The 18,318-nt window shown below is 56.9% G+C and carries 15 protein-coding genes; 2 read left to right on the forward strand and 13 right to left on the reverse strand.

Annotated elements, in window-relative coordinates:
* Positions 1-118: 118 nt before the first annotated feature.
* The 13 genes from BMW84_RS19010 to BMW84_RS19070 all read right to left on the reverse strand — a co-directional run bounded on the left by BMW84_RS19010 (position 119) and on the right by BMW84_RS19070 (position 16,594).
* Positions 119-1,144 (reverse strand): sensor histidine kinase, encoded by a 1,026-nt coding sequence (locus BMW84_RS19010; RefSeq protein WP_175498906.1) that lies wholly within the window; start codon positions 1,142-1,144, stop codon positions 119-121.
* 1 nt (position 1,145) lies between these two features.
* Positions 1,146-1,823, reverse strand: coding sequence for a response regulator transcription factor (locus BMW84_RS19015; RefSeq protein WP_091071094.1), 678 nt, complete (start codon positions 1,821-1,823; stop codon positions 1,146-1,148).
* Between the two features lie 34 nt (positions 1,824-1,857).
* Positions 1,858-4,365 carry an ABC transporter permease gene (locus tag BMW84_RS19020; RefSeq protein ID WP_091071096.1) on the reverse strand — a complete coding sequence of 836 codons (2,508 nt, stop codon included), beginning with the start codon at positions 4,363-4,365 and terminating at the stop codon, positions 1,858-1,860.
* Entirely contained in the window at positions 4,362-5,045 is a 684-nt protein-coding gene (locus BMW84_RS19025; RefSeq protein ID WP_091071097.1) for an ABC transporter ATP-binding protein, read from the reverse strand. Before BMW84_RS19025 ends, BMW84_RS19020 begins: the two co-directional genes overlap by 4 nt.
* 154 nt (positions 5,046-5,199) lie before the next feature.
* A complete protein-coding gene (locus tag BMW84_RS19030) occupies positions 5,200-6,060 on the reverse strand; it encodes a MetQ/NlpA family ABC transporter substrate-binding protein (protein ID WP_091071099.1) in 861 nt (286 codons plus the stop codon).
* 122 nt (positions 6,061-6,182) lie between these two features.
* Positions 6,183-6,845, reverse strand: a complete 663-nt coding sequence (locus BMW84_RS19035) for a methionine ABC transporter permease (protein ID WP_091071101.1) — start codon at positions 6,843-6,845, stop codon at positions 6,183-6,185.
* On the reverse strand, positions 6,838-7,599 hold the full coding sequence (locus BMW84_RS19040) for a methionine ABC transporter ATP-binding protein (RefSeq protein WP_091071205.1): 762 nt from the start codon (positions 7,597-7,599) through the stop codon (positions 6,838-6,840). Before BMW84_RS19040 ends, BMW84_RS19035 begins: the two co-directional genes overlap by 8 nt.
* A gap of 245 nt (positions 7,600-7,844) precedes the next feature.
* Positions 7,845-8,804 carry a carbohydrate ABC transporter permease gene (locus tag BMW84_RS19045; RefSeq protein ID WP_091071207.1) on the reverse strand — a complete coding sequence of 320 codons (960 nt, stop codon included), beginning with the start codon at positions 8,802-8,804 and terminating at the stop codon, positions 7,845-7,847.
* The gene (locus BMW84_RS19050) at positions 8,804-9,772 is read right to left on the reverse strand and encodes an ABC transporter permease (protein WP_091071102.1); all 969 of its coding nucleotides are present in this window, start codon (positions 9,770-9,772) and stop codon (positions 8,804-8,806) included. The genes BMW84_RS19045 and BMW84_RS19050 overlap by 1 nt, the downstream gene beginning before the upstream one ends.
* Before the next feature lie 87 nt (positions 9,773-9,859).
* Positions 9,860-11,575, reverse strand: coding sequence for a type 2 periplasmic-binding domain-containing protein (locus BMW84_RS19055; protein WP_091071104.1), 1,716 nt, complete (start codon positions 11,573-11,575; stop codon positions 9,860-9,862).
* A gap of 114 nt (positions 11,576-11,689) precedes the next feature.
* Complete coding sequence (locus BMW84_RS19060; RefSeq protein WP_091071106.1) at positions 11,690-13,222, reverse strand: response regulator; 1,533 nt, start codon at positions 13,220-13,222, stop codon at positions 11,690-11,692.
* Positions 13,219-15,039, reverse strand: coding sequence for a sensor histidine kinase (locus tag BMW84_RS19065; protein ID WP_091071107.1), 1,821 nt, complete (start codon positions 15,037-15,039; stop codon positions 13,219-13,221). The genes BMW84_RS19060 and BMW84_RS19065 overlap by 4 nt, the downstream gene beginning before the upstream one ends.
* A complete protein-coding gene (locus BMW84_RS19070; RefSeq protein ID WP_175498908.1) occupies positions 15,029-16,594 on the reverse strand; it encodes a response regulator transcription factor in 1,566 nt (521 codons plus the stop codon). Before BMW84_RS19070 ends, BMW84_RS19065 begins: the two co-directional genes overlap by 11 nt.
* A gap of 447 nt (positions 16,595-17,041) precedes the next feature.
* Here BMW84_RS19070 and BMW84_RS19075 point away from each other — a divergent pair, with 447 nt between their 5' ends.
* Together BMW84_RS19075 and BMW84_RS19080 are read left to right on the forward strand one after the other, a co-directional pair.
* Complete coding sequence (locus tag BMW84_RS19075) at positions 17,042-17,431, forward strand: Na-translocating system protein MpsC family protein (RefSeq protein WP_091071110.1); 390 nt, start codon at positions 17,042-17,044, stop codon at positions 17,429-17,431.
* A 212-nt stretch (positions 17,432-17,643) separates the two neighbouring features.
* Positions 17,644-18,198, forward strand: a complete 555-nt coding sequence (locus BMW84_RS19080) for a UbiX family flavin prenyltransferase (protein WP_091071112.1) — start codon at positions 17,644-17,646, stop codon at positions 18,196-18,198.
* Positions 18,199-18,318 lie beyond the last annotated feature (120 nt).

An 18,318-nucleotide genomic window follows, 5' to 3' on the forward strand; every position in this document is an offset into this window, starting at 1 on the left:
GCTTAACTCTGAAGCTTAATCGGATACTTTGCTTGGCCCCCGGAAACATGCCCGGGATCATTGCCGTGAAAAGCAAAAGAAAGCCCCGCCGGACCGGCGGAGCCTTGTATATCCCATATTAGAACCGGAGCGGCAAAAAGACAGAGAACACGCTGCCGCCATCATCGCCGGCACGGATTTTGATGTATCCGCCTTGCTCGGAGACGATCTTCCGCGATAAATAAAGGCCGATGCCCGCGCCTTCCGTATCGCCGGCCCGGCTGCCGCGGTAGAAGCGCCGGAACACCGCGTTGACCTCCTCTTCGGGGATGCCTGGACCGCGATCGGCGATATCGATCCGCGCGAATAGGTCGTAACGGTGCAATGTTACGATGATCTCTCCGCCTGCCCCGCCGTATTTCAGCGCATTGTCAAGAATGTTGTACAGCGCTTCGGCAGTCCACTTCGGGTCATGCCGCAGCGTCAGTTCTACGCTGCCGTCCAGCACGATCGCGGTCTGCAGGCGCTCCGCCGCCGGAAACGCCTGCTTGATCGCCGCCAGCATCGTATCCGTCAGATTGGCGTTCTGAACCTGCAGGCTGATGATGCCCGATTCCAGCCGGGACAATTTGATCAGGCTGTCCATCAGCCAGCTCAGCTTCTCGATTTGCCTGCTGAGCGTACCCGTGAACTCCCGCCGCTTCGCTTCCGGCAGCGCCTCGTCCTGCAGCAGCTCGCTGTACATGCCGAGATTGGCCAGCGGCGTCTTGAGCTGATGGGAAATATCGGAGATCAGCGATTTGATCTCCAGGCTATCCTGCCGGTACCGCTGCTTCTGGGCCGTCAGCAGGCCGGCCAGCTGCATGATCCGGCTCTGGAGCTTCGACAGCAGGCTGTCCTCATGCTCGGGGAAATGCGCCTGCGTTTTTCCGTCGATCAATTCCTGCACCAGCAAGGAGAATTCGCCGAGGATTCCGTTCATCTTGCGGCGGACAGCAAACAGGTAGATTCCAAACAGCGCCGCCAACACGGCGAGGAATACGCCAGCTATAATCAGCACTCTTAATCCCGGATGTTCCAGCACCAGCAGAAACACAAAACCTCCGGCAAGCAGTATATACGCCAGCAAGCAGAGCGTGAGCAAGCGGCTGAAGGAATGCTTCATCTTAGTCTCCCCATGTGTACCCGATGCCGAAGACGGTTTTGATATATCGGCAGTCCTTCGGATCGTCTTCAATTTTAGCCCGCAGGCGGCGAATCGTGACGCTGAGCGTATTTTCATCGACAAAATGGCCGTCCGCGTCCCAGATCTTCTCCATCAGCAGCGCCCGGGTCAATACCTGCCCGCTGTTCTCCGCCAGCACGGACAGCAGCCGGTATTCGCCGGCCGTCAGCTTTAGCTCCTCGCCAAGCTTATACACCTTCATTTTGGCCGGATGAATGACAATGTCGCGATACTGGATCTGCCTCTCTCCGGCCTCATCCCCGCTCCGCCTGAGCACGGCTTTGATATGCTGCAGCACGACAGAGATGCTGAACGGCTTGGCAAGGTAATCGTCTGCACCCAGCTCAAAGCCTTCGACAATATCCCGCTCGGTATCATTGGCCGTCAGAAAAATAACCGGAATCCCCGACACTTCGCGGATCCTCCGGCACAGCTCCAGTCCGCTGCCGTCCGGCAGCCGGACATCGAGCAGCACCAGGCCGACCGCCTGTTCGCGGAAGATGGACCAGCCCTCCCGGCAGGTGAATGCCTGCCGCACGCTATAATTTTCCTTGGAGAGCCGGAAGGCCAGGCCGTCGCTGAGCAAGCGGTCATCCTCCACAATCAAAAGGGTCGTCATGGTATTCTCCTAACTTCCATATATAAGGTAAATGTTATTCGATCTCCCGGAGCCGCTCCACCAGGCTCGCTCCGCTAATCTGCCGGTAGGCGAGCAGCGGAACGGATAAACATACGGCAAAAACGAGCACAAACGAAATCGCCAGCGGCAAATACGGAAAACGAAACACCGCATAATCCGCTTCCTGAACGAACAACCGGAAAATCCCGTAGCTGAGCAGCGTGCCCAGGGTCGAAATGAGAACGGCGGAGATAACCGCATACCCCGCTCCTTCGTACAGCAGCAGCTTTTTCATCTGACGCCGGGTCATGCCGATGCTCTCGAGAACGGCGAACTCCAGTTTGCGGGCAAGCACGCCCGTATACATGAGGTTGACGAAATTCAGAATGCCGATGAAGGCCAGAATCAGGCCAACGCCCCCGCCTAAGATATAGAGTGTGCTTTTTATGCTATCCAGCTCCGCCCGCTGCTCCAGCTTCGACTCCAGCTTCACTTCTCCGCCCGGACCCGCCAGCTTCTGCAAACCGTCCGAAACGGCCTTCCAATCTCCGGGTTTGGCATCCACGTACAGCTTGCCGATCAGCGGGTCGCTTTGCAGCCGCCGGATGCCCGCTTCGCTCAAGTAGACATTCGGCGCCATCATATGCGAGGTTTCGATGGACGTAAAATCGCCGGTTCCCCCGATTTCATACGTAACCCTTTGATCACTGCCGTACACCCCGAGACGGAACTTATCGCCTGCAGTAAGCCCGTCTATCCGCATGTTGTCGAGCAGGGCAAGCTCGCCTTTGGCAAACCGGTCCAGATCTACGGTCAGGCCCGCTTCCCGGATCAGCGCTTTCGCCGCCGGAAGATCGAGTCCCGCCACGCGGGCCGGGCCGAACATTCCGTTCTCCTTGCCGGCAAGCACCGCATCACTCGGGCGTTCCGTATGATAATTTGCAGCAAAGCCGTCGACATATGCGCCAAACACTTTCGGATCGTAATCCATCCGCCCAAACAGGCTGTATACCGCATGAACGGAAGTGACGCCTTCCATTGCCCGGATCGTGTCCGCCATTTCATCCGTCAAAACCGGCTTGTCGGCATCCCCCTGATAGCCCAGCTCCAGCGTCTGGTTGGTCAGCGTAAAATCATGCTTCATATACTGATCAACCAGGTTGTCCGTGTCCATGCTAAGCACAATTGTGGTTACGACCAGAAAAGTCGCGAGGCCCATAAACAGGGACAACAGCACGACGAAAGCCCTTTTTTTGATGCGGAAAATATTGCTGAGCGCCATCCGGTGCAGCTTTGCGCCTGCGCTGCTGCGCTTGCGTTTGGCCTTCTGCTCCACTCCGGTATGCCGCACGGCCTCCACCGGCGATACCTTGGCGGCAAGCCTGGCCGGCTTGATACAGCTGATCCAGGTCGTCAGCCAGGCAAATAATGCCGCTCCGGCAAAAATCAGCGGGTTGAACGACATGTCGATCCCCGTCTCGATATTCGTCGTCCGCAGGGCCAGCGGCACGACTCCAAAGGAGGTTGCCGCCCCGGCAAGCAGCCCGAGCGGAATCGCAATCAGCGACAAGCGCAGCGCCTGCCCCCGGACGATGGAGAGAATTTGCCGCCGCGTCGTGCCGAGCGTTTTGAGCAGCCCGTAATACCGCGTATCCCTGGATACCGAGATGTACAATATGTTGTAAATCAGCAAATAGCCGCTGAGCATGACAAAAAAGATCAGCCCGCCATATCCCGCCAGCGTTGCGATGCGGTCCGTCCCGCTAGACGTCATCATGCGGCTGACGCCGATTTGCCCGGCGCTGTCCGGACCGAGATCGGTTTCCAGCCGTTTGGCCAGCCGCTCCGGGTCTTCCTTGCCGGCACCGATGATCGACGCCATGTCCGGATGCGGCTCACCCGTACCGCCGCTCTCCGCAAAAGCGGAGGATACGAGCAGATCCGCACTGCGGCCGTTCTGGATAAACGTATATTCCTTAAAATATCCGCTCAGCACGAACGTCTGCCGCTGCACGGCAGCACCGGAGCTCCGTCCGATCGTGTAGGACAGCGGCAATGCCATGCCGAGCTTCGGATGCTCGATCCCCATTCGCTTTAATACCCAAAGCGGAACGGCGATTTCGTTCCGGGCCTGCGGGTAGTGTCCCTTCAGGCCGTCGATTGCCGGCCGCCGCATGTCCGTCCACTCGCCGCTGTCATACCAGCGTAGCGCCAGCTTCAGGTCGTTCAGATCCGGCGGGTTTACGGCTGTTCCTACGTATGCGGCAAGGCCGGCCGCGCGGATGTATGGCAGCGACTGCACCTTGTCCAGCTGCGCCGCGGTCGGAGCGTTCAAGCTGACATCGGCCGCCGTGCCCGCCAATTTGATATCAAATTGGCCGACCGATTTGGAGTAGCTCAGTCCGATGCTGAAGAACGAAGTGAGCAGCCAGGTCGTCAGCCCAATCGCCAGCAGCACGAAGCGGTTGCGGGCGCGGTTCGTCTTCAGGCCGCGCCGGATCAGCCGGCGGATTACGGCTTTGTTATTGTTGGGGAACATCATAACGGGCCGCCACCGCCCGTCAATATTTTGCCGTCTTCGATCCGGATCGTCCGGTCGGCGAGCTGGGCAATCTCTTCATTATGCGTGATCATTAGAATCGTCTGCTGAAACTGACGGCTCGTCACCTTGAGCAAGCCGATCACTTCCTGGCTCGTAATGCTGTCGAGGTTCCCGGTCGGCTCGTCGGCCAGCACGATGGCCGGCTTGGACACAAGCGCACGGGCGATCGCCACCCGCTGCTGCTGGCCGCCGGAGAGCTGGCCGGGGAGGCTGTGGATTTTTGCCGTCAGGCCAAGTACCGAAATCACATGCTCCACGAATGCACGGTCGATCTCCCCGCCGTCCAGCTCTACCGGCAGCACGATGTTCTCGTACACGTTCAGAATCGGCACCAGATTATAGTTTTGAAAAATAAAGCCGATGTTCCGCCGCCGGAAAACGGTGAGCGCCTCGTCCTTCATGGCGAAAATATTTTGTCCGCCGATCCATACTTCGCCTGCCGTCGCCCGGTCGAGCCCGCCGAGCAGATGCAGCAGCGTCGATTTTCCGCTGCCCGAGGTGCCCACAATGGCGATAAATTCCCCGTCCGCAACGTCGAGATTAACGCCGTCCAGTGCCCGGACAAGATTGTCCCCTTTGCCATAATGTTTGCTGAGATTGACCGCGTTCAAAATACCCATGTGCCCAACTCCATTCGCAGTTTTATTCTACAGCAGATTATAGCGGGGACTTCTTACATTCTCGTGACAAAAAAACAGCTGACGAATCGCCAATAGTTTGACGATTCGTCAGCTGTTTGTACAAGTTTAAACGAGTTCCTTCTATATTAAAAGTTTAAAAGGCTGGCAGCGCAATATCCGCGTAATTGTCTTCTAGGAACTTCTTCACTTCCGGGCCGCTGATCCGCTCCGCGAGTTTTTGGATTGCCGCCGAATCCTTGTTGTCCTCGCGGGCTACCAGGGTAATCGTGAACTCGGAATCTTTACCCTCGGTAATCAGTGCATCCTTCTTCGGCGTCAGGCCGAGCGGACTGGCATAAGCCGGCGTCATGGCGACGAGATCGCCTTCATCCATCATGCGGGCCAGCATCAGCAGATCGACCTCCTTGAACTTGAACTTCTTCGGATTGTCGGTAATGTCCGCCTGCGTGGCGTTGATGCCGACGCCGTCTTTCAGCTTGATTAGGCCATTCAGCGCAAACATCTGCAACGAGCGGCCGATATTGGACGGATCGTTCGCCATCACCAGCGTTGCCCCTTCCGGCAGCTCGTCGATCGATTTGTAACGTTTGGAGTAGCCGCCGTAAATGGCGTCATATACCGGCTGCACCGGCACCAGGTTGGAGCCTTTACTTTCGTTGTACTGGTTCATATACGGCACATGCTGGAAAAAGTTGGCGTCAACCTCCTTATTGGCAAGTGCCTCGTTCGGCTGCACATTGTCGGAGAGGACCACGATCTCCATATCGATGCCGTCCTCCTTGAGCAGAGGTTTGACGATGTCCAGAATGTCGGTCATCGGCGGAATCAGCGTTGCTACCTTGATCTTCACCGGCTCGGCGGCCGTCGTTGCCGCAGGCGATGCCGTCGCGGCCGCTTCATTGGCTGCATTATTTCCTTTGTTGGAATTGTTGCTGCCGCAGCCCGCCGTGATGAGCGTAAACAGCGCCAGTGTGGCGATTAGCGATTTTCTCATTTGTGTATGCCCCCTAATAGTTTTATTTTCACGCCAAAAGCTTTGTCGGCACTGCGAAGAATGTTTGGACTTCCGGCCGCTTCTCCCGTAATTTTGTATGGTCTTAATTCAACTACGACGCGTCATTTTTTGTCCAGCACCCGCGCGAGCGTGCTCCCGGTGAACTGCACAAGCTGCACAAGAACAATCATGACGACAATGGCGTAGGCCATCACTTCAGTCTCGAAGCGCTGGTAGCCGTAACGGATGGCAAAATCGCCGATTCCGCCGCCGCCCACGATGCCCATGACGGTCGAGAACGAAATGAAGCTGATGATCGAGGTGGTCAGCCCGAGCACCAGACCGGAGCGCGCCTCGACGTACAGAAATTTCAGCGTCAGCGCCAGCGGCGAAGCGCCCATCGATAACGCCGCTTCCACCGTGCCCTTCGGCACCTCCAGCAGCGCCTGCTCCACCAGCCGCGAGTAATAAGCGATAGCGATAATCGAGAGCGGCACCGTCGCGGCAGTAGTGCCGATGGCGGTGCCCACCAGCGAGCGGGTGAACGGAATGAGCGCCACCACCAGCAGCAGAAACGGAAACGAGCGGATGACATTGACGATACTGTTCAGCAGGAAAGACAGCGTGCGGTTCTCGTACAGCTGGCCTTTGCGGTTGAAATACAGCAGCGTCCCCAGCGGCAGGCCGAGCAGCAGGGCGGCCAGCGCCGAGACACCGACCATGGCGAACGTCTCGCCGATGGAATGCCACATCTGATCCTGGTACTTCAGCGCCTTCTCAAGCATCTTCATTCCCCTTCCCGCCGATAATTTGCTCGCGAAAGGAGATATTCCGCCCGGCCGGCGGCAGAAACGCACCGTCTTGCCGGGAGAAATGGTCGACGATGCGCCCACGCTCCATCACGGACACCTCGGTGCAAAGGGAACGGACCACGTCCAGCTCATGCGTTACGATGACGATGGTGACGCCAAGCGAGGCGTTGATCTGGTGCAGTACCTCCAGAATGTCCGCCGTCGTCCCCGGGTCGAGCGCAGAGGTCGGCTCGTCGCACAGGAGCAGCTTCGGGCGGTTCGCCAGCGCCCGGGCAATGGCCACGCGCTGGCGCTGCCCGCCGCTGAGCTGAGCCGGATAAGCCTCCGCCTTGTCCTCCAGCCCGACAAACTGCAGGCATTCCCGGACCCGCGCCGCCCGTGAAGCGCGGGGCGTCCCCGCCAGTTCCAGCGCCAGGGCTACATTCCGGCTGACGGTGGCATTGCCGACCAGATTGTACTGCTGGAAGATCATGCCGATGCCATGCCGCTCGCGGCGCAGCTCGGCGGCAGACATCGCCGTAAGCATGCGGCCGGCGAATTCGACCGTGCCGCTGTCCGGACGCTCCAGCAGGTTCATAAGCCGCAGCAATGTTGATTTTCCCGCCCCGCTTGCCCCGATAATTCCGTGGATGGCGCCCGGCCGCACCGTCAGCGAGACCTCTTGGACCGCCGGTTCCGAGCCGGCTACGCGCCGGTAGCTTTTACTGACCTGCTGCAACGACAGTATAGTGCAGCCCTCCCTCCGGATTCTCCGTCTTGTCCATGCTATTGTATTATAATTATTTAAAAACTGTTTTATTAAAAATACTCTTAAATAATAAGGTATCATAGTGCCTGTGTCACTATTTATTTTTATTTATGCAATGAAAAAAAGGCGGCTGCGCCTTCCCGAAAGAGGAAAACGCAGCCGCCGGTTCCGGCACAAAGCCGGGCGGGACTTGTCTTTTCAGCTATTTCCAAACGCGCCGCGGCCTATTCCTTCACGCTGCCAACGTTCAGGCCGACGACAAAATATTTCTGCATGAACGGGTACACCACGAGAATCGGAACGGAGGCCACCACCGTAATCGCCGCCCGGATCGAGAGCGGCGTCACCCGGTCGCTGGCCGATTCCTGGGTCATCCCGACCCCGGCCGCCACCGTCGGATTGCTGTTCGAATTCATCGTCGAGGACAGCAGCTTCATCAGCTCGTATTGCAGCGTGCTGAGATTTTGCTTGGACGAGGTGTAGATAAAGGCGTCAAACCAAGAGTTCCAGGCGCCGACGGCAACGAACAGCGCAATGGTCGCGAGAACCGGCTTGCACAGCGGAAAGATGACCCGCATGAAGATTTTAAAATCACCGGCCCCGTCGATCTTTGCCGATTCCATTAGGCTTTCGGGAATGGTTCCGATATAGGTCCGGATAACTATCATATTGAAGGCGCTGACCATGGAAGGCAGAATATACACCAGGAACTTATTCAGCAGATGCAGGTCCTTCATCAGGAAATAGGACGGAATAAGGCCGGCGCTGAAATACATCGTCAGCACGAAAATCACCGTAATCGGCTTGCGGAATACATACTCCCGGCGGCTCAACGTATACGCGAGCATCGTCGTCAAAAAGATATTCAGAACCGTCGACAGCACGGTCCGCGCGACTGAAATCCAAAAGGCGTCAAAGATAGTGCCCGTGGCAAAAATCGCTTTATAGTTTTGCGTCGTCCATACCCGGGGCCACAGGTAGATGCCTCCACGGATCGTATCGTTCCCTGCGTTGAAGGAGACGGCGATCGTATTCAGGAACGGGTAGAGTGTTACGACGACCAGACAGATCATAAAGACGGTATTGAATGCCGTGAACAGGGCCGGCTCCAGCCCGCCGCGTCTTGGAAGCCTGCGCACCGGAAGGGGCGCTGCTTTTTGCGGATGAACGCTCCGTTGGTCCATCATAACAGCCTCTCCTCCCCTAAACGTTTGGCTGTCCAGTTCGCCATCAGCAGCAGCGTGACGCTGACGACGGTTTTAAAGATGCCGCCCGCGGTTGCCAGCGAATAGTTGCCCTGGGCGAGGCCGTATTTCAGGACGAAGATATCAATCGTCTCCGACCAGTCCACCACAAGGCCATTGCCGAGCAGGTACTGGACTTCAAAACCGGCTTCAAGAATGTGGCCGATGGACATGATCAGCAGGATGACGATGGTCGGCTTGATGCCCGGCAGCGTAACATTTAACATTTTCCGGTAACGGTTCGCGCCGTCGATTTCCGCAGCTTCATACAGTGCCGGATCGATGGAGGCCATGGCGGCCAGATAAATGATCGTATTCCAGCCGACCTCCTTCCACACATGGGAAGCGCCGACGATGCCCCAGAAATATTTGCCCTCGCTCAGCCAGAGAATCGGCTCCTTGATCAGATGCAGCTTCATCAGCACGATGTTGACGATCCCATCATTGATGGACAGCGACGTCGCCACGATGCCGGTTACGATAATCCAGGACAGAAAGTGCGGCAGGTAAGAGACCGTCTGTACAATCCGTTTCCACAGCACCTTGCGGATTTCATTCAGCAGCAGTGCGAGCACAATCGCCGTAACGAAGCCAAGCACCAGATTGATGATGCCCATCGCCAGCGTATTGCGCAACACCCGGAGGAAGTTGTCGTCGGTGAACAAAAATTTAAACTGCTTGAACCCTACCCATTCCTGCTCGCCGAAGCTTTTGCCGGGCCGGTAATTCTGGAAGGCCATCGTCCAGCCCCACACCGGATAATAGGCAAAAAGAATGATGTACAGCAGCAGTGGAACCGACATCCAGATCAGCTGCCGCTGATTTTTGAGCAGCGTCCAGGTGACCGGCTGCTTCTTTTTCTTTTTCGGCGGCCGCGGGACGGTTTCATTCGTAATCGTTTCATCCATAGGGTTCTTCTCCCCGCCATAGTTTTAAAAGTGGAAGGCCGGCATCGGCCCTCCACTTCCGGTGTTCCGTCCAAAGGCAAGCTTACGTTATTTGCTCCAGGTGTCGATTCTCCATTTAATCTGCTCGTTGATCCGGTCTTCGTAAGCCTTGACGTTGACTTTGCCGATCTCCTTCACGTAATCCGACCAGACGGAATCGAAATCGCCCGGTTTGGCCAGAATCGCTTTCGGCAGGAATTTGGTCGACAAATCGTTCAGCTTCGTATTGGCTACCTTGGCGTCGGAGCCTTCGATCAGGTCAATGGACCAGGCCGGGTAATACACCGGATTTTGCGGCGGATCGCTGAAGAAATCAACATAGCTGTTCATGCCGTAAGCGTCGAGAATCTCCTTGTCGTACGGTTTGAGGCCTGCTTTATATTCTTCCGGCTGCGCCGATGCATCCGTAGAGTTGCCGTCGCTGAAGCTTCCCTCCGTTTTCGGCAGGTAGGTGAACAGGGATTTCGCTTTGTTGGCCAATTGCCAGGTCGGGTCGGAGTTGTTATCCCGCTGCTCCTGCGTTCTCATGAAGCGGCCCTCTTCGTTGACGTAGTAGTCTTCGCCTTCAATGCCCCAGGAGAACACTTTTTGCCAATCTTCAGAGATCAGCGTATCCAGCAGCTTGATGATCTTCACCGGATCCTTGGCGTTGACGCTGATGCCGAAGCCGTTGTTCAGGTTGAGCACGGCCAGGTCGCGGTAATAATCTTTGGTCGAAGTGTCATAGACGAGCGGGAGGCCGACATAGGTGCGCTCCAGCTTGTTCTGGGTCGTCAGCGAATCCTCCGCCGCGTTGAAATTCCAGTGCTGGTCAAACATGCCGAGCACGGTGCCGCTGGAGAGCTTCGCCATATACTGGTCATAGTTCTGCACGAAGGTCTCTTTGTCGATCAGGCCGAGCTGGTTCACTTCGTTCAGCTTTTGATAATACTTCTTGGCATAATCCTTGTCGGCAAAAATTTCAGCTACGCCGTCGTTGACCACAACGCCGCCGTCGTTCGGATGCCCGATGAGATGCTGCGGCGCGTTGAACAGCCCCCAGTTTCTCCAGTCATAGTTCAGGATTTCGAAGCCGATGGTCGGGCTGCCGTCGATTTCGGGATATTTTTCTTTGTATTTGGCAATCAGATCAAAATATTCGTCCAGCGTTTTTACCTTTGGATACCCGAATTCCTTCAGCACCGCTTTTTGAATCCAGAAGGCCGGCCCGGAATACCATGCGCTGTTGACTTTACCGTTATAGACGCCGTAGTTCGGCAGAATATAAATATGGCCGTCGTTCGGGTCCTTCATCATGTTCCAGTAGTCCGCATAATGCGCTTTCAGATTCGGAGCGTATTGTTCAATCAAATCTTCGAGCGGAATATAAGCTCCTGCCGCCGTCAATTTGGTGTTTCCTGTCATCAGATCGGGATAATCCTGCCCGGCGATCATAACGCCCAGCTTCTGGTTGATGTCTCCCGCCAAATATTCGATGTTGAAGCTGGCGCCCGTTTCATCCTTGATCTTCTTCATGATCTTGTTGTCCGGCGTTGTCTGCTGGCCCGCTTCCCCGATGAATACGCTGACCGTGAACGGATCGACTTTTCCCGAATTCGCGTTCGTTCCGGCCGTCGCCGCAGCTCCCGCTTCCTGGGTCGCCGACGCCTTGCCGCCGTTATCGCCGGCATTGTTTTTATTGCCGCCGCAGCCGGCCAGCGCAAAGCTCATGGATAACAGCGTAATCAAGGACAGCTTGAACCAGTGTTTTGAATTGCCCCCCATAAAGCACCTCCATTTTTTTGGACTCGCAAAATTGTAAGCACTTACATATTTGAATTATAGAGGTGGCGGCGCACTCAAAAATACGGCTGAATTAAAGGTATATCCCCAATAATTTTAGGTCTTTGCATTGCGGTATTCACTCGGTCCCATTCCGTTTTTTTTCTCAAACTGCTTCACGAATTGGCTGTAATTGGCGTACCCGACCCGCTCGGCCACCTCGGAAAGCTTGAATTTGCCCCCGCGCAGCAGCGCTTCCGCCTCCGCGATCCGCAGCCGATGCAGCTGCTCATGGAAATGGATGCCGTTCTTTTTGAGCAGCAGCTGGCCCAGATAGACGGGATGGAGATAAAACTTCTCCGCCAGCTTCTGAATCGTCAGGCTGTCGCGGTAATGCTCGGCGATATAGCCGTTGATCTCGTTGACCACGCCTTGCGAACGGCGGTCCTGCTCCGCGGTCAAAAGGGCGATGACGGCTTCGCCGCATGCCTCAAGCTGCCGCATCAGCGATTCGAGCGTGATCAGGTCATGCCGCACCCCGGGAGCAGCGTAACGCTCGCGAAGCGCCGTCCGCTCCGTTTCCGGCGCCAGTCCGATGATCTGAAAAAAGAGATGCACGGCGAACTTCTTGACCACCTCGGGTGCAATCCGGTTCTCCCGGAAGCCCTGCCCGGCGTCAGCCGCCGCCTTGCGGAATACCCCGGTCTCCAGCGTGTTGACCGCCCCCAGCATCGTGTCCATGAGCTTCAGGTGATCGTACCGGTAGCTGAAGGCTTCCGCCGCCAGCCCGAAAGCGTCCAGCAGCCCCGCGTCCGGCCGGTAGAAGAAATGCTGCAGCGCTTCCCGCGCCGTCCGGTAGGCTATGGCCAGCTCGGCCGGCGTTCGCGCAGGCAGGCCCGCCGCCACCGCCAGCCGCTCCTCCGGCGCCCCCCGCCGAAGCTCCGCGAATTCGGCGGCCAGCTCCGGCCAGCCGCCCGCCTGCGCGGGCGCCGCAAACACCAGGACGATGCCCTCACCGTCCGGCTCTCGAATCCAGAGCGCCGCCCGGCCCGCAGCCGAAGCGGCGGCCAGCGTTTTCGCCTGCGCCTGCAGACCCGGCGTGCAGGCGATCAGCCACACCTGCCAGGCTTGCTCCGCGCCGCCTGTCAGTACTGCCGGAAGGATGCCTCGCTCCCCTTCCGCATTGCGCCCCAGCAGCAGCTCCTTCAGCGCTGCCGTCTCCTCTTCCTGCGAAGCGATGAGGTTCAGCAACTGCCGATTCCGCTCGTTCTCCAGCTCCGCGTAAATCTCCCGCAGCTCCTCTTCCGCCTCTTCGGGAAAAATCGGCTTCAGCAAATAATGGTTGATCCCGTAGCGGATCGCCGTTTGCGCGTATTCGAATTCGCTGTAGCCGCTCAGGATCGCGAATTTGACCGGCGCCGCCCCGCGCCGCTTCTGCCAGGCGGCAACCATCTCGAGACCGTTCATCACCGGCATCTGCACGTCCGTAATGACTAGATCGGGCGCCAGCTCGGCGATCCGCTCCAATCCCTCCCGGCCGTTGCCGCAGGTTCCGACCACTTCGAAGCCAAGCGCCGCCCAGTCGAGCCACAGCATCAGGCCTTCAAGCGCGCTCGGCTCGTCGTCGATTAACAGCACCTTATAGCTCATTCGCCCGTCTCCTTTCCGAATTCCGGAATCCGCTCCAGCAGCCGGAGCGGAATGCCGAAGGTCACAACCGTGCCCTGATTCGGCGCGCTCGCCACGTCAAAACGTACCTGGTCCGCATAATTCAGCTCCAGCCGGCGGAACACGTTGCGGATGCCGATGTTCTGCCCCGAGGATACCTCGTCGTGGATGCTCGCCAGCAGCGCTTTAAGCTGCTCCGGGTCCATGCCTTTCCCGTTGTCCGACACCGTAATCTGCAGCCGCTGATCCGCTACGGCGGCTTTGACCTCGATGATGCCCAGCCCTTCGATCCGCTGCAGGCCGTGCTTGCAGGAATTCTCCACCAGCGGCTGCATGCTCAGCTTCGGTATTTTATAGCCCAGCGCCCCCTCTTCGATGTCGAACCGGTAGTCGAACTTGTCGCGGAAGCGGAATTTCTCAATCTTCAGATACATGTCGATAAATTGCATTTCTTCGGCGAGCGATACCATGTCTTCCTTCCAGCTGAGCAGCCGGCGCAGCAGCTTGGACAAGCTTTTGATGATATCGGTGACATCGGAATAGTTGTTTTTGGTGCAGACCACGAGAATGGCGTTCAGCGTATTGAACAGAAAATGCGGGTTCATCTGGCTTTGGAGGAAATTCAGCTCCGCGCGCACCCGCTCCATTTCAAGGTTTTTGCTCTGGATCTCCAGCTTGTACACGTCGTTGATCAGCGAGTGCATCCGGCCGGTCATGATGTTGAAGTTGCGGATCAGCCCGCCGATTTCATCCCGTCCTTCATCCATGCGGATCAGCTCGAATTTCTCGTTCGTCACCTTCTGCATATGCCGGGCCAGTCGCTTCACGCGGTAATTGTAGGAGCGCAGCATCACGTAAATAAACACGGAGGTCAGCAGCGTGACGATGGCCGCGAGCAGGCCTGCATACATCTGGATCTCCAGCACAGCCTGGGAAATGCGCTCATTCTGCGTGATTCCGATGATGCGCCAGCCCTTCAGGTACACGGCGCTGCCGAGCGGCACGATATGTACATCCGGTCCCGGATTCTCCAGGGCCTTAAACTGCGGATACGGCTCCTCCGTTACCCGCTGGTAGCCGCTGTCCGCCGACATGACGATCTGGTCTTGCCCGTTGACGAGATACAGGCTGAGGTAATCCTTTTCCCGAATAATAACGTCGTAAATTTCGCTGAGATCGAGGTCGATCCGCAGCAGTTTTTCGTAATGGTCGTACGATTCGTAATAATGCATGGGCTGAATGATGCTGAGCGCCGGAATGGAAGCGCTTGAATTATTGCTGTCCGTGGTACGGTAGGCAAGCACATTCACGGGGATGGTGGAGGCTTTGGCCCGTTTGTACCAGCCGCTACGGCGTACCGCCGGGTCAATCACCTGATAATTGCCGCCGGAGTCGATGGAATGATTGCTGGTAAACACCGTAATGCGCTCAATCTGGTTGTTGACGGGCATATAACTGTTCATCCGGTCCCGCAGCTGCTCGTTGAACGTGCTGTAAAAATCAATGGAGTCGGTATACGTGCGGTCGAGCATTTCGTATAAATTTTTGTCCGTGGATAACGTGTAGCTGACGGCGACGCCGCCTTCGATGTAATCATGCAGGTCCTTGCGCGCCCGCTCCAGCGAAATCTCCAGGTTCTGCTGCTCCCGCGACTTGATCAGATCGGTAATGCGGTCCAGAAAAACGAGGTTGGTCACCATGATCGGCAGGAGCACGCCCACCAGATAGATCAAGAAAAACTTGTAGTTCAGCGGGATATCGTTCACGACGTTGCCGTAGCGGAATCGTCTAAGCTTCATCTGCGGGAACACCGGCCTTTCCATGCGCGGGATGGAGATCGTTTTTCTTGTACACGGAAGGAACGACGCCCACCGTCTGCTTGAATTTGTCGATAAAATAATCGGTATTCGCAAATCCGACCTGCTGCGCGATATCCGAGATTTTGAGCTGGGTCCGCTTGAGCAGCCCTTTGGCCGCTTCGATCCGCTTCTCGTTGAGATAATCGCTGAAGCTGCGCCCGGTCTCCTTGCGGAACAGCTGTCCAAGATAGGCTGAATTCATGTGAAAAATCCTCGCCAGGTCCTGCAGCTGCAGCCTGCCGCGGAATTCCTGGTCGACGTACTGGATCACGTTGTAGATCGTGTTTCCTTCGTTTTTCTTCTGCAGCTCGGCGAGACCGGCGGCAGCCTGCAAGGCCAGCATTTCCGTATACCTCCCCAGCCCGGCATAGTCGCTTTGCTTCTCCAGACTGCCGCAGGCACCAGTGACGCTGCCGAGCAGCGTTCCCGGATTGCCATTGCGCTCCAGCATCAGCATGCAGAGCGTCATCTCCAAATGGGCGATCTGCGCCTGTACCGCCGGGGCCGGCAGCCGCCGTCCGGCAAAAGAAAGCAGCAGCTCGCGCACCTGTGCCCGGATGGCGTCGTCCGCGCCGGACCGGATCGCTTTCAGAAGTCCCGCAAAACTTGCCTCCATGATGCCCGATTGCTTGCGCTGCCTGCACAGGATGCCGTAATAGTAGATGCCGCCTTTCTCCTTGAACATATTCATCCGCCAGGTCTCCAGCGCCTCGTCGTATAAAGTCCGCAGGCTGCGGAGACCAGAATGCCGTTCGCTGACCGCGAAAATCACCGGCTCATGCATCCGCCCGGTCAGTTCTTCATGCAGCTTGCGCAGCGCAGCCGCCAGCTCGGCATCGCTTAGGCCCGCCGTTTCGATCAGGCAGCCGGTCCGGCCGGAGCCGTCCTCGAACGCAAGCTTCCACGGGGAAAAGTCTTCGCTTTGATACGCAAGCCCGCTCGCCGTGCAGGACGGCGTGATCAGCAGACAGACCAGCTCGGCATCGGGGGCAAGCGGCAGCAGCCCCCCCGCCATCAGCCGCAGCGGCTCGGCGTCGTCGCCGCGGATATACCGGGTCAGCAGGTGATGGATGAACAGCGACTGCTTTCGCTTGTTCTCGCCTCTGGAAGCGATTTCATTTCTAATCGCTGAACCGAGCCGCGTTAAGAGCGCCTCCATCTCCTCGTCATCGACAGGCTTGAGCAGATACTGATCCACGCGCTGCCGCAAAGCGGCCCGGGCATAGCGGAAATCATCGTAGCCCGACAAAATCACAAACCGCGGCGGATGCTCCATCGCTTCGTTGACCTTCTCGATCAGCTCCAGCCCGTCGATCACGGGCATATGAATATCCGTCAGCACCAGATCCGGCTTCAGCTCGGGGATCCGGCGCAGCGCCTCCGGGCCGTTCAGCGCTTCTCCGCATACGGCGAAACCAAATTTTTCCCAGTTTACCATCGTCCTGAGCCCCTCCAGCACCCAGGGTTCATCGTCCACAAGCATCACCTTTAACACGGGCATCGCTCCATTTCGTGTTCTGCTCGGCCGATTGGCATCGGCTAACAACTATACGATATGCTAACATAATTGTTAATTCATATGTACCCTACGATTTAGTCATCATTTAAACAATCCCCACAAAGTGACGCTTACCTTGGTAGATAATTCAAGTACTTTGCGAGAGGCCCCAGGAACACATTTATGGCAACTCTGTGGCGCAACATACACTCGACGGCACAACCTCAAATACACAATCTCCACATCTCCGTTTCCCGTATACCTGCACACTCTCCACCATTTCTACTGCCGCAGGTCCACCACAATTAGCAGTTTGCTTTTTATGCCAAAGACTAACTCAGGTAAAGAAATGTAACATAAATCATTTACTTTGTTAATTTATCCGCTATAATTAAACTAATTTTAATGGTTTATGTCATCATTCGTAACAGGAGGTTGAGCAACTTGTCCATCCCCGCCCTACTCGCCTCCAATGAAGTCAAGAAACGGCTGGCCCGCTGCTACAACGACATCCACAAAGAGCTTTACGGCGTCGGGGTCACCCAGCTCAAGATCGAAGCCGTCAACGAAACGATGATGATGTTCCTCGTCAAACACCAGCGGGTGTCCGCGCTGAAGGCGCTGGAAGAAAATTACCCGGAGCTGAAGCAGTCGGTGGATGCCGCGCTGCATCAGGAATTCAAACGAAAGATCGAATGGAAGCTCGCGCAGGAGATGCAGCTTAACGTATCGGGCGTTCTCAGGGATTACGATCCCCGGTCGGGCTGGGCCTGTACCGTCATTATCGCCGATGCGGAGGACTGCGAACCGGACGAGAGCCGAATGTCTCACTGAGAATTGCATTAGAACCTGTTTATTCATCCTATTCGGCCTGCCCCCGATTTTATCCCGGGCAGCTGACATAAAGCTACGGCTAGCCTGATTTCTGTTTACAGACCGAAGGAAGCCGCTTGAGTAGAGACCTCTCTATTTCGGCGGCTTCTTTTTGTTTTTCCGAAAGCAAGAAATGCACTTTTTCCGGTAAACGCCGCGGAGGTGAACCCCATTTGAAAATTATCGTTGCCATTACCGGCGCCAGCGGCGCTATTTACGGCTATTCCCTGATCCGCAGCCTGCACCAACTGGGCATCGACACCTATATCATCGCCACTGAAGCGGGACAAAAGGTTATGGCCTACGAATGCGGCATCTCCCCAGAGGAGTTGTCCAATTACGGAACGGTTTATTCCAACGCCGATTTGTTCGCCCCCGTCGCGAGCGGCTCGTTCAAAACGGACGGCATGGCCGTCATCCCCTGCTCCATGAATACATTGGGTGCCATGGCCGGAGGCATCGGCGATACGCTGCTCAGCCGGGCGGCGGGCGTGATGCTGAAGGAGAAACGCCGGCTGGTCATCGTACCCCGGGAGACGCCGCTGCACCTGATCCATCTGGAAAACATGCTGCGGCTCGCCCGCGCCGGAGCTGACATCATGCCGGCCGCCCCGGGCTTTTACAACCGCCCCACCCAGATTTGGGAGCTGGTCAATTTCATGAACGCGAGGGTGCTGGACGCCTTCGGCATCGAGCACTCCCTGATGAAGCGCTGGGGAGAGGGATGATCGAGTACACTGCTGCGCATCCGCCCGACACATCCTTGCCGTTTGCGGGCGCGAATTCAGCGGTCCTGCCGGTTCGATGATTCGCGCAGCCGCTGCCCATTCGAATACCTGTCCATTCAA

The sequence above is a fragment of the Paenibacillus sp. NFR01 genome (assembly GCF_900111565.1).
Classification (GTDB): Bacteria; Bacillota; Bacilli; order Paenibacillales; family Paenibacillaceae; genus Paenibacillus_AQ.

Bases quoted from the DNA above. Each gene is read 5' to 3' on its own strand.
- BMW84_RS19055 (WP_091071104.1), bottom strand. From the start codon at position 11,575: ATGGGGGGCAATTCAAAACACTGGTTCAAGCTGTCCTTGATTACGCTG.
- BMW84_RS19030 (WP_091071099.1), bottom strand. From the start codon at position 6,060: ATGAGAAAATCGCTAATCGCCACACTGGCGCTGTTTACGCTCATCACG.
- BMW84_RS19060 (WP_091071106.1), bottom strand. From the start codon at position 13,222: ATGAGCTATAAGGTGCTGTTAATCGACGACGAGCCGAGCGCGCTTGAA.
- BMW84_RS19065 (WP_091071107.1), bottom strand. From the start codon at position 15,039: ATGAAGCTTAGACGATTCCGCTACGGCAACGTCGTGAACGATATCCCG.
- BMW84_RS19010 (WP_175498906.1), bottom strand. From the start codon at position 1,144: ATGAAGCATTCCTTCAGCCGCTTGCTCACGCTCTGCTTGCTGGCGTAT.
- BMW84_RS19050 (WP_091071102.1), bottom strand. From the start codon at position 9,772: ATGGATGAAACGATTACGAATGAAACCGTCCCGCGGCCGCCGAAAAAG.
- BMW84_RS19015 (WP_091071094.1), bottom strand. From the start codon at position 1,823: ATGACGACCCTTTTGATTGTGGAGGATGACCGCTTGCTCAGCGACGGC.
- BMW84_RS19045 (WP_091071207.1), bottom strand. From the start codon at position 8,804: ATGGACCAACGGAGCGTTCATCCGCAAAAAGCAGCGCCCCTTCCGGTG.
- BMW84_RS19025 (WP_091071097.1), bottom strand. From the start codon at position 5,045: ATGGGTATTTTGAACGCGGTCAATCTCAGCAAACATTATGGCAAAGGG.
- BMW84_RS19020 (WP_091071096.1), bottom strand. From the start codon at position 4,365: ATGATGTTCCCCAACAATAACAAAGCCGTAATCCGCCGGCTGATCCGG.
- BMW84_RS19035 (WP_091071101.1), bottom strand. From the start codon at position 6,845: ATGCTTGAGAAGGCGCTGAAGTACCAGGATCAGATGTGGCATTCCATC.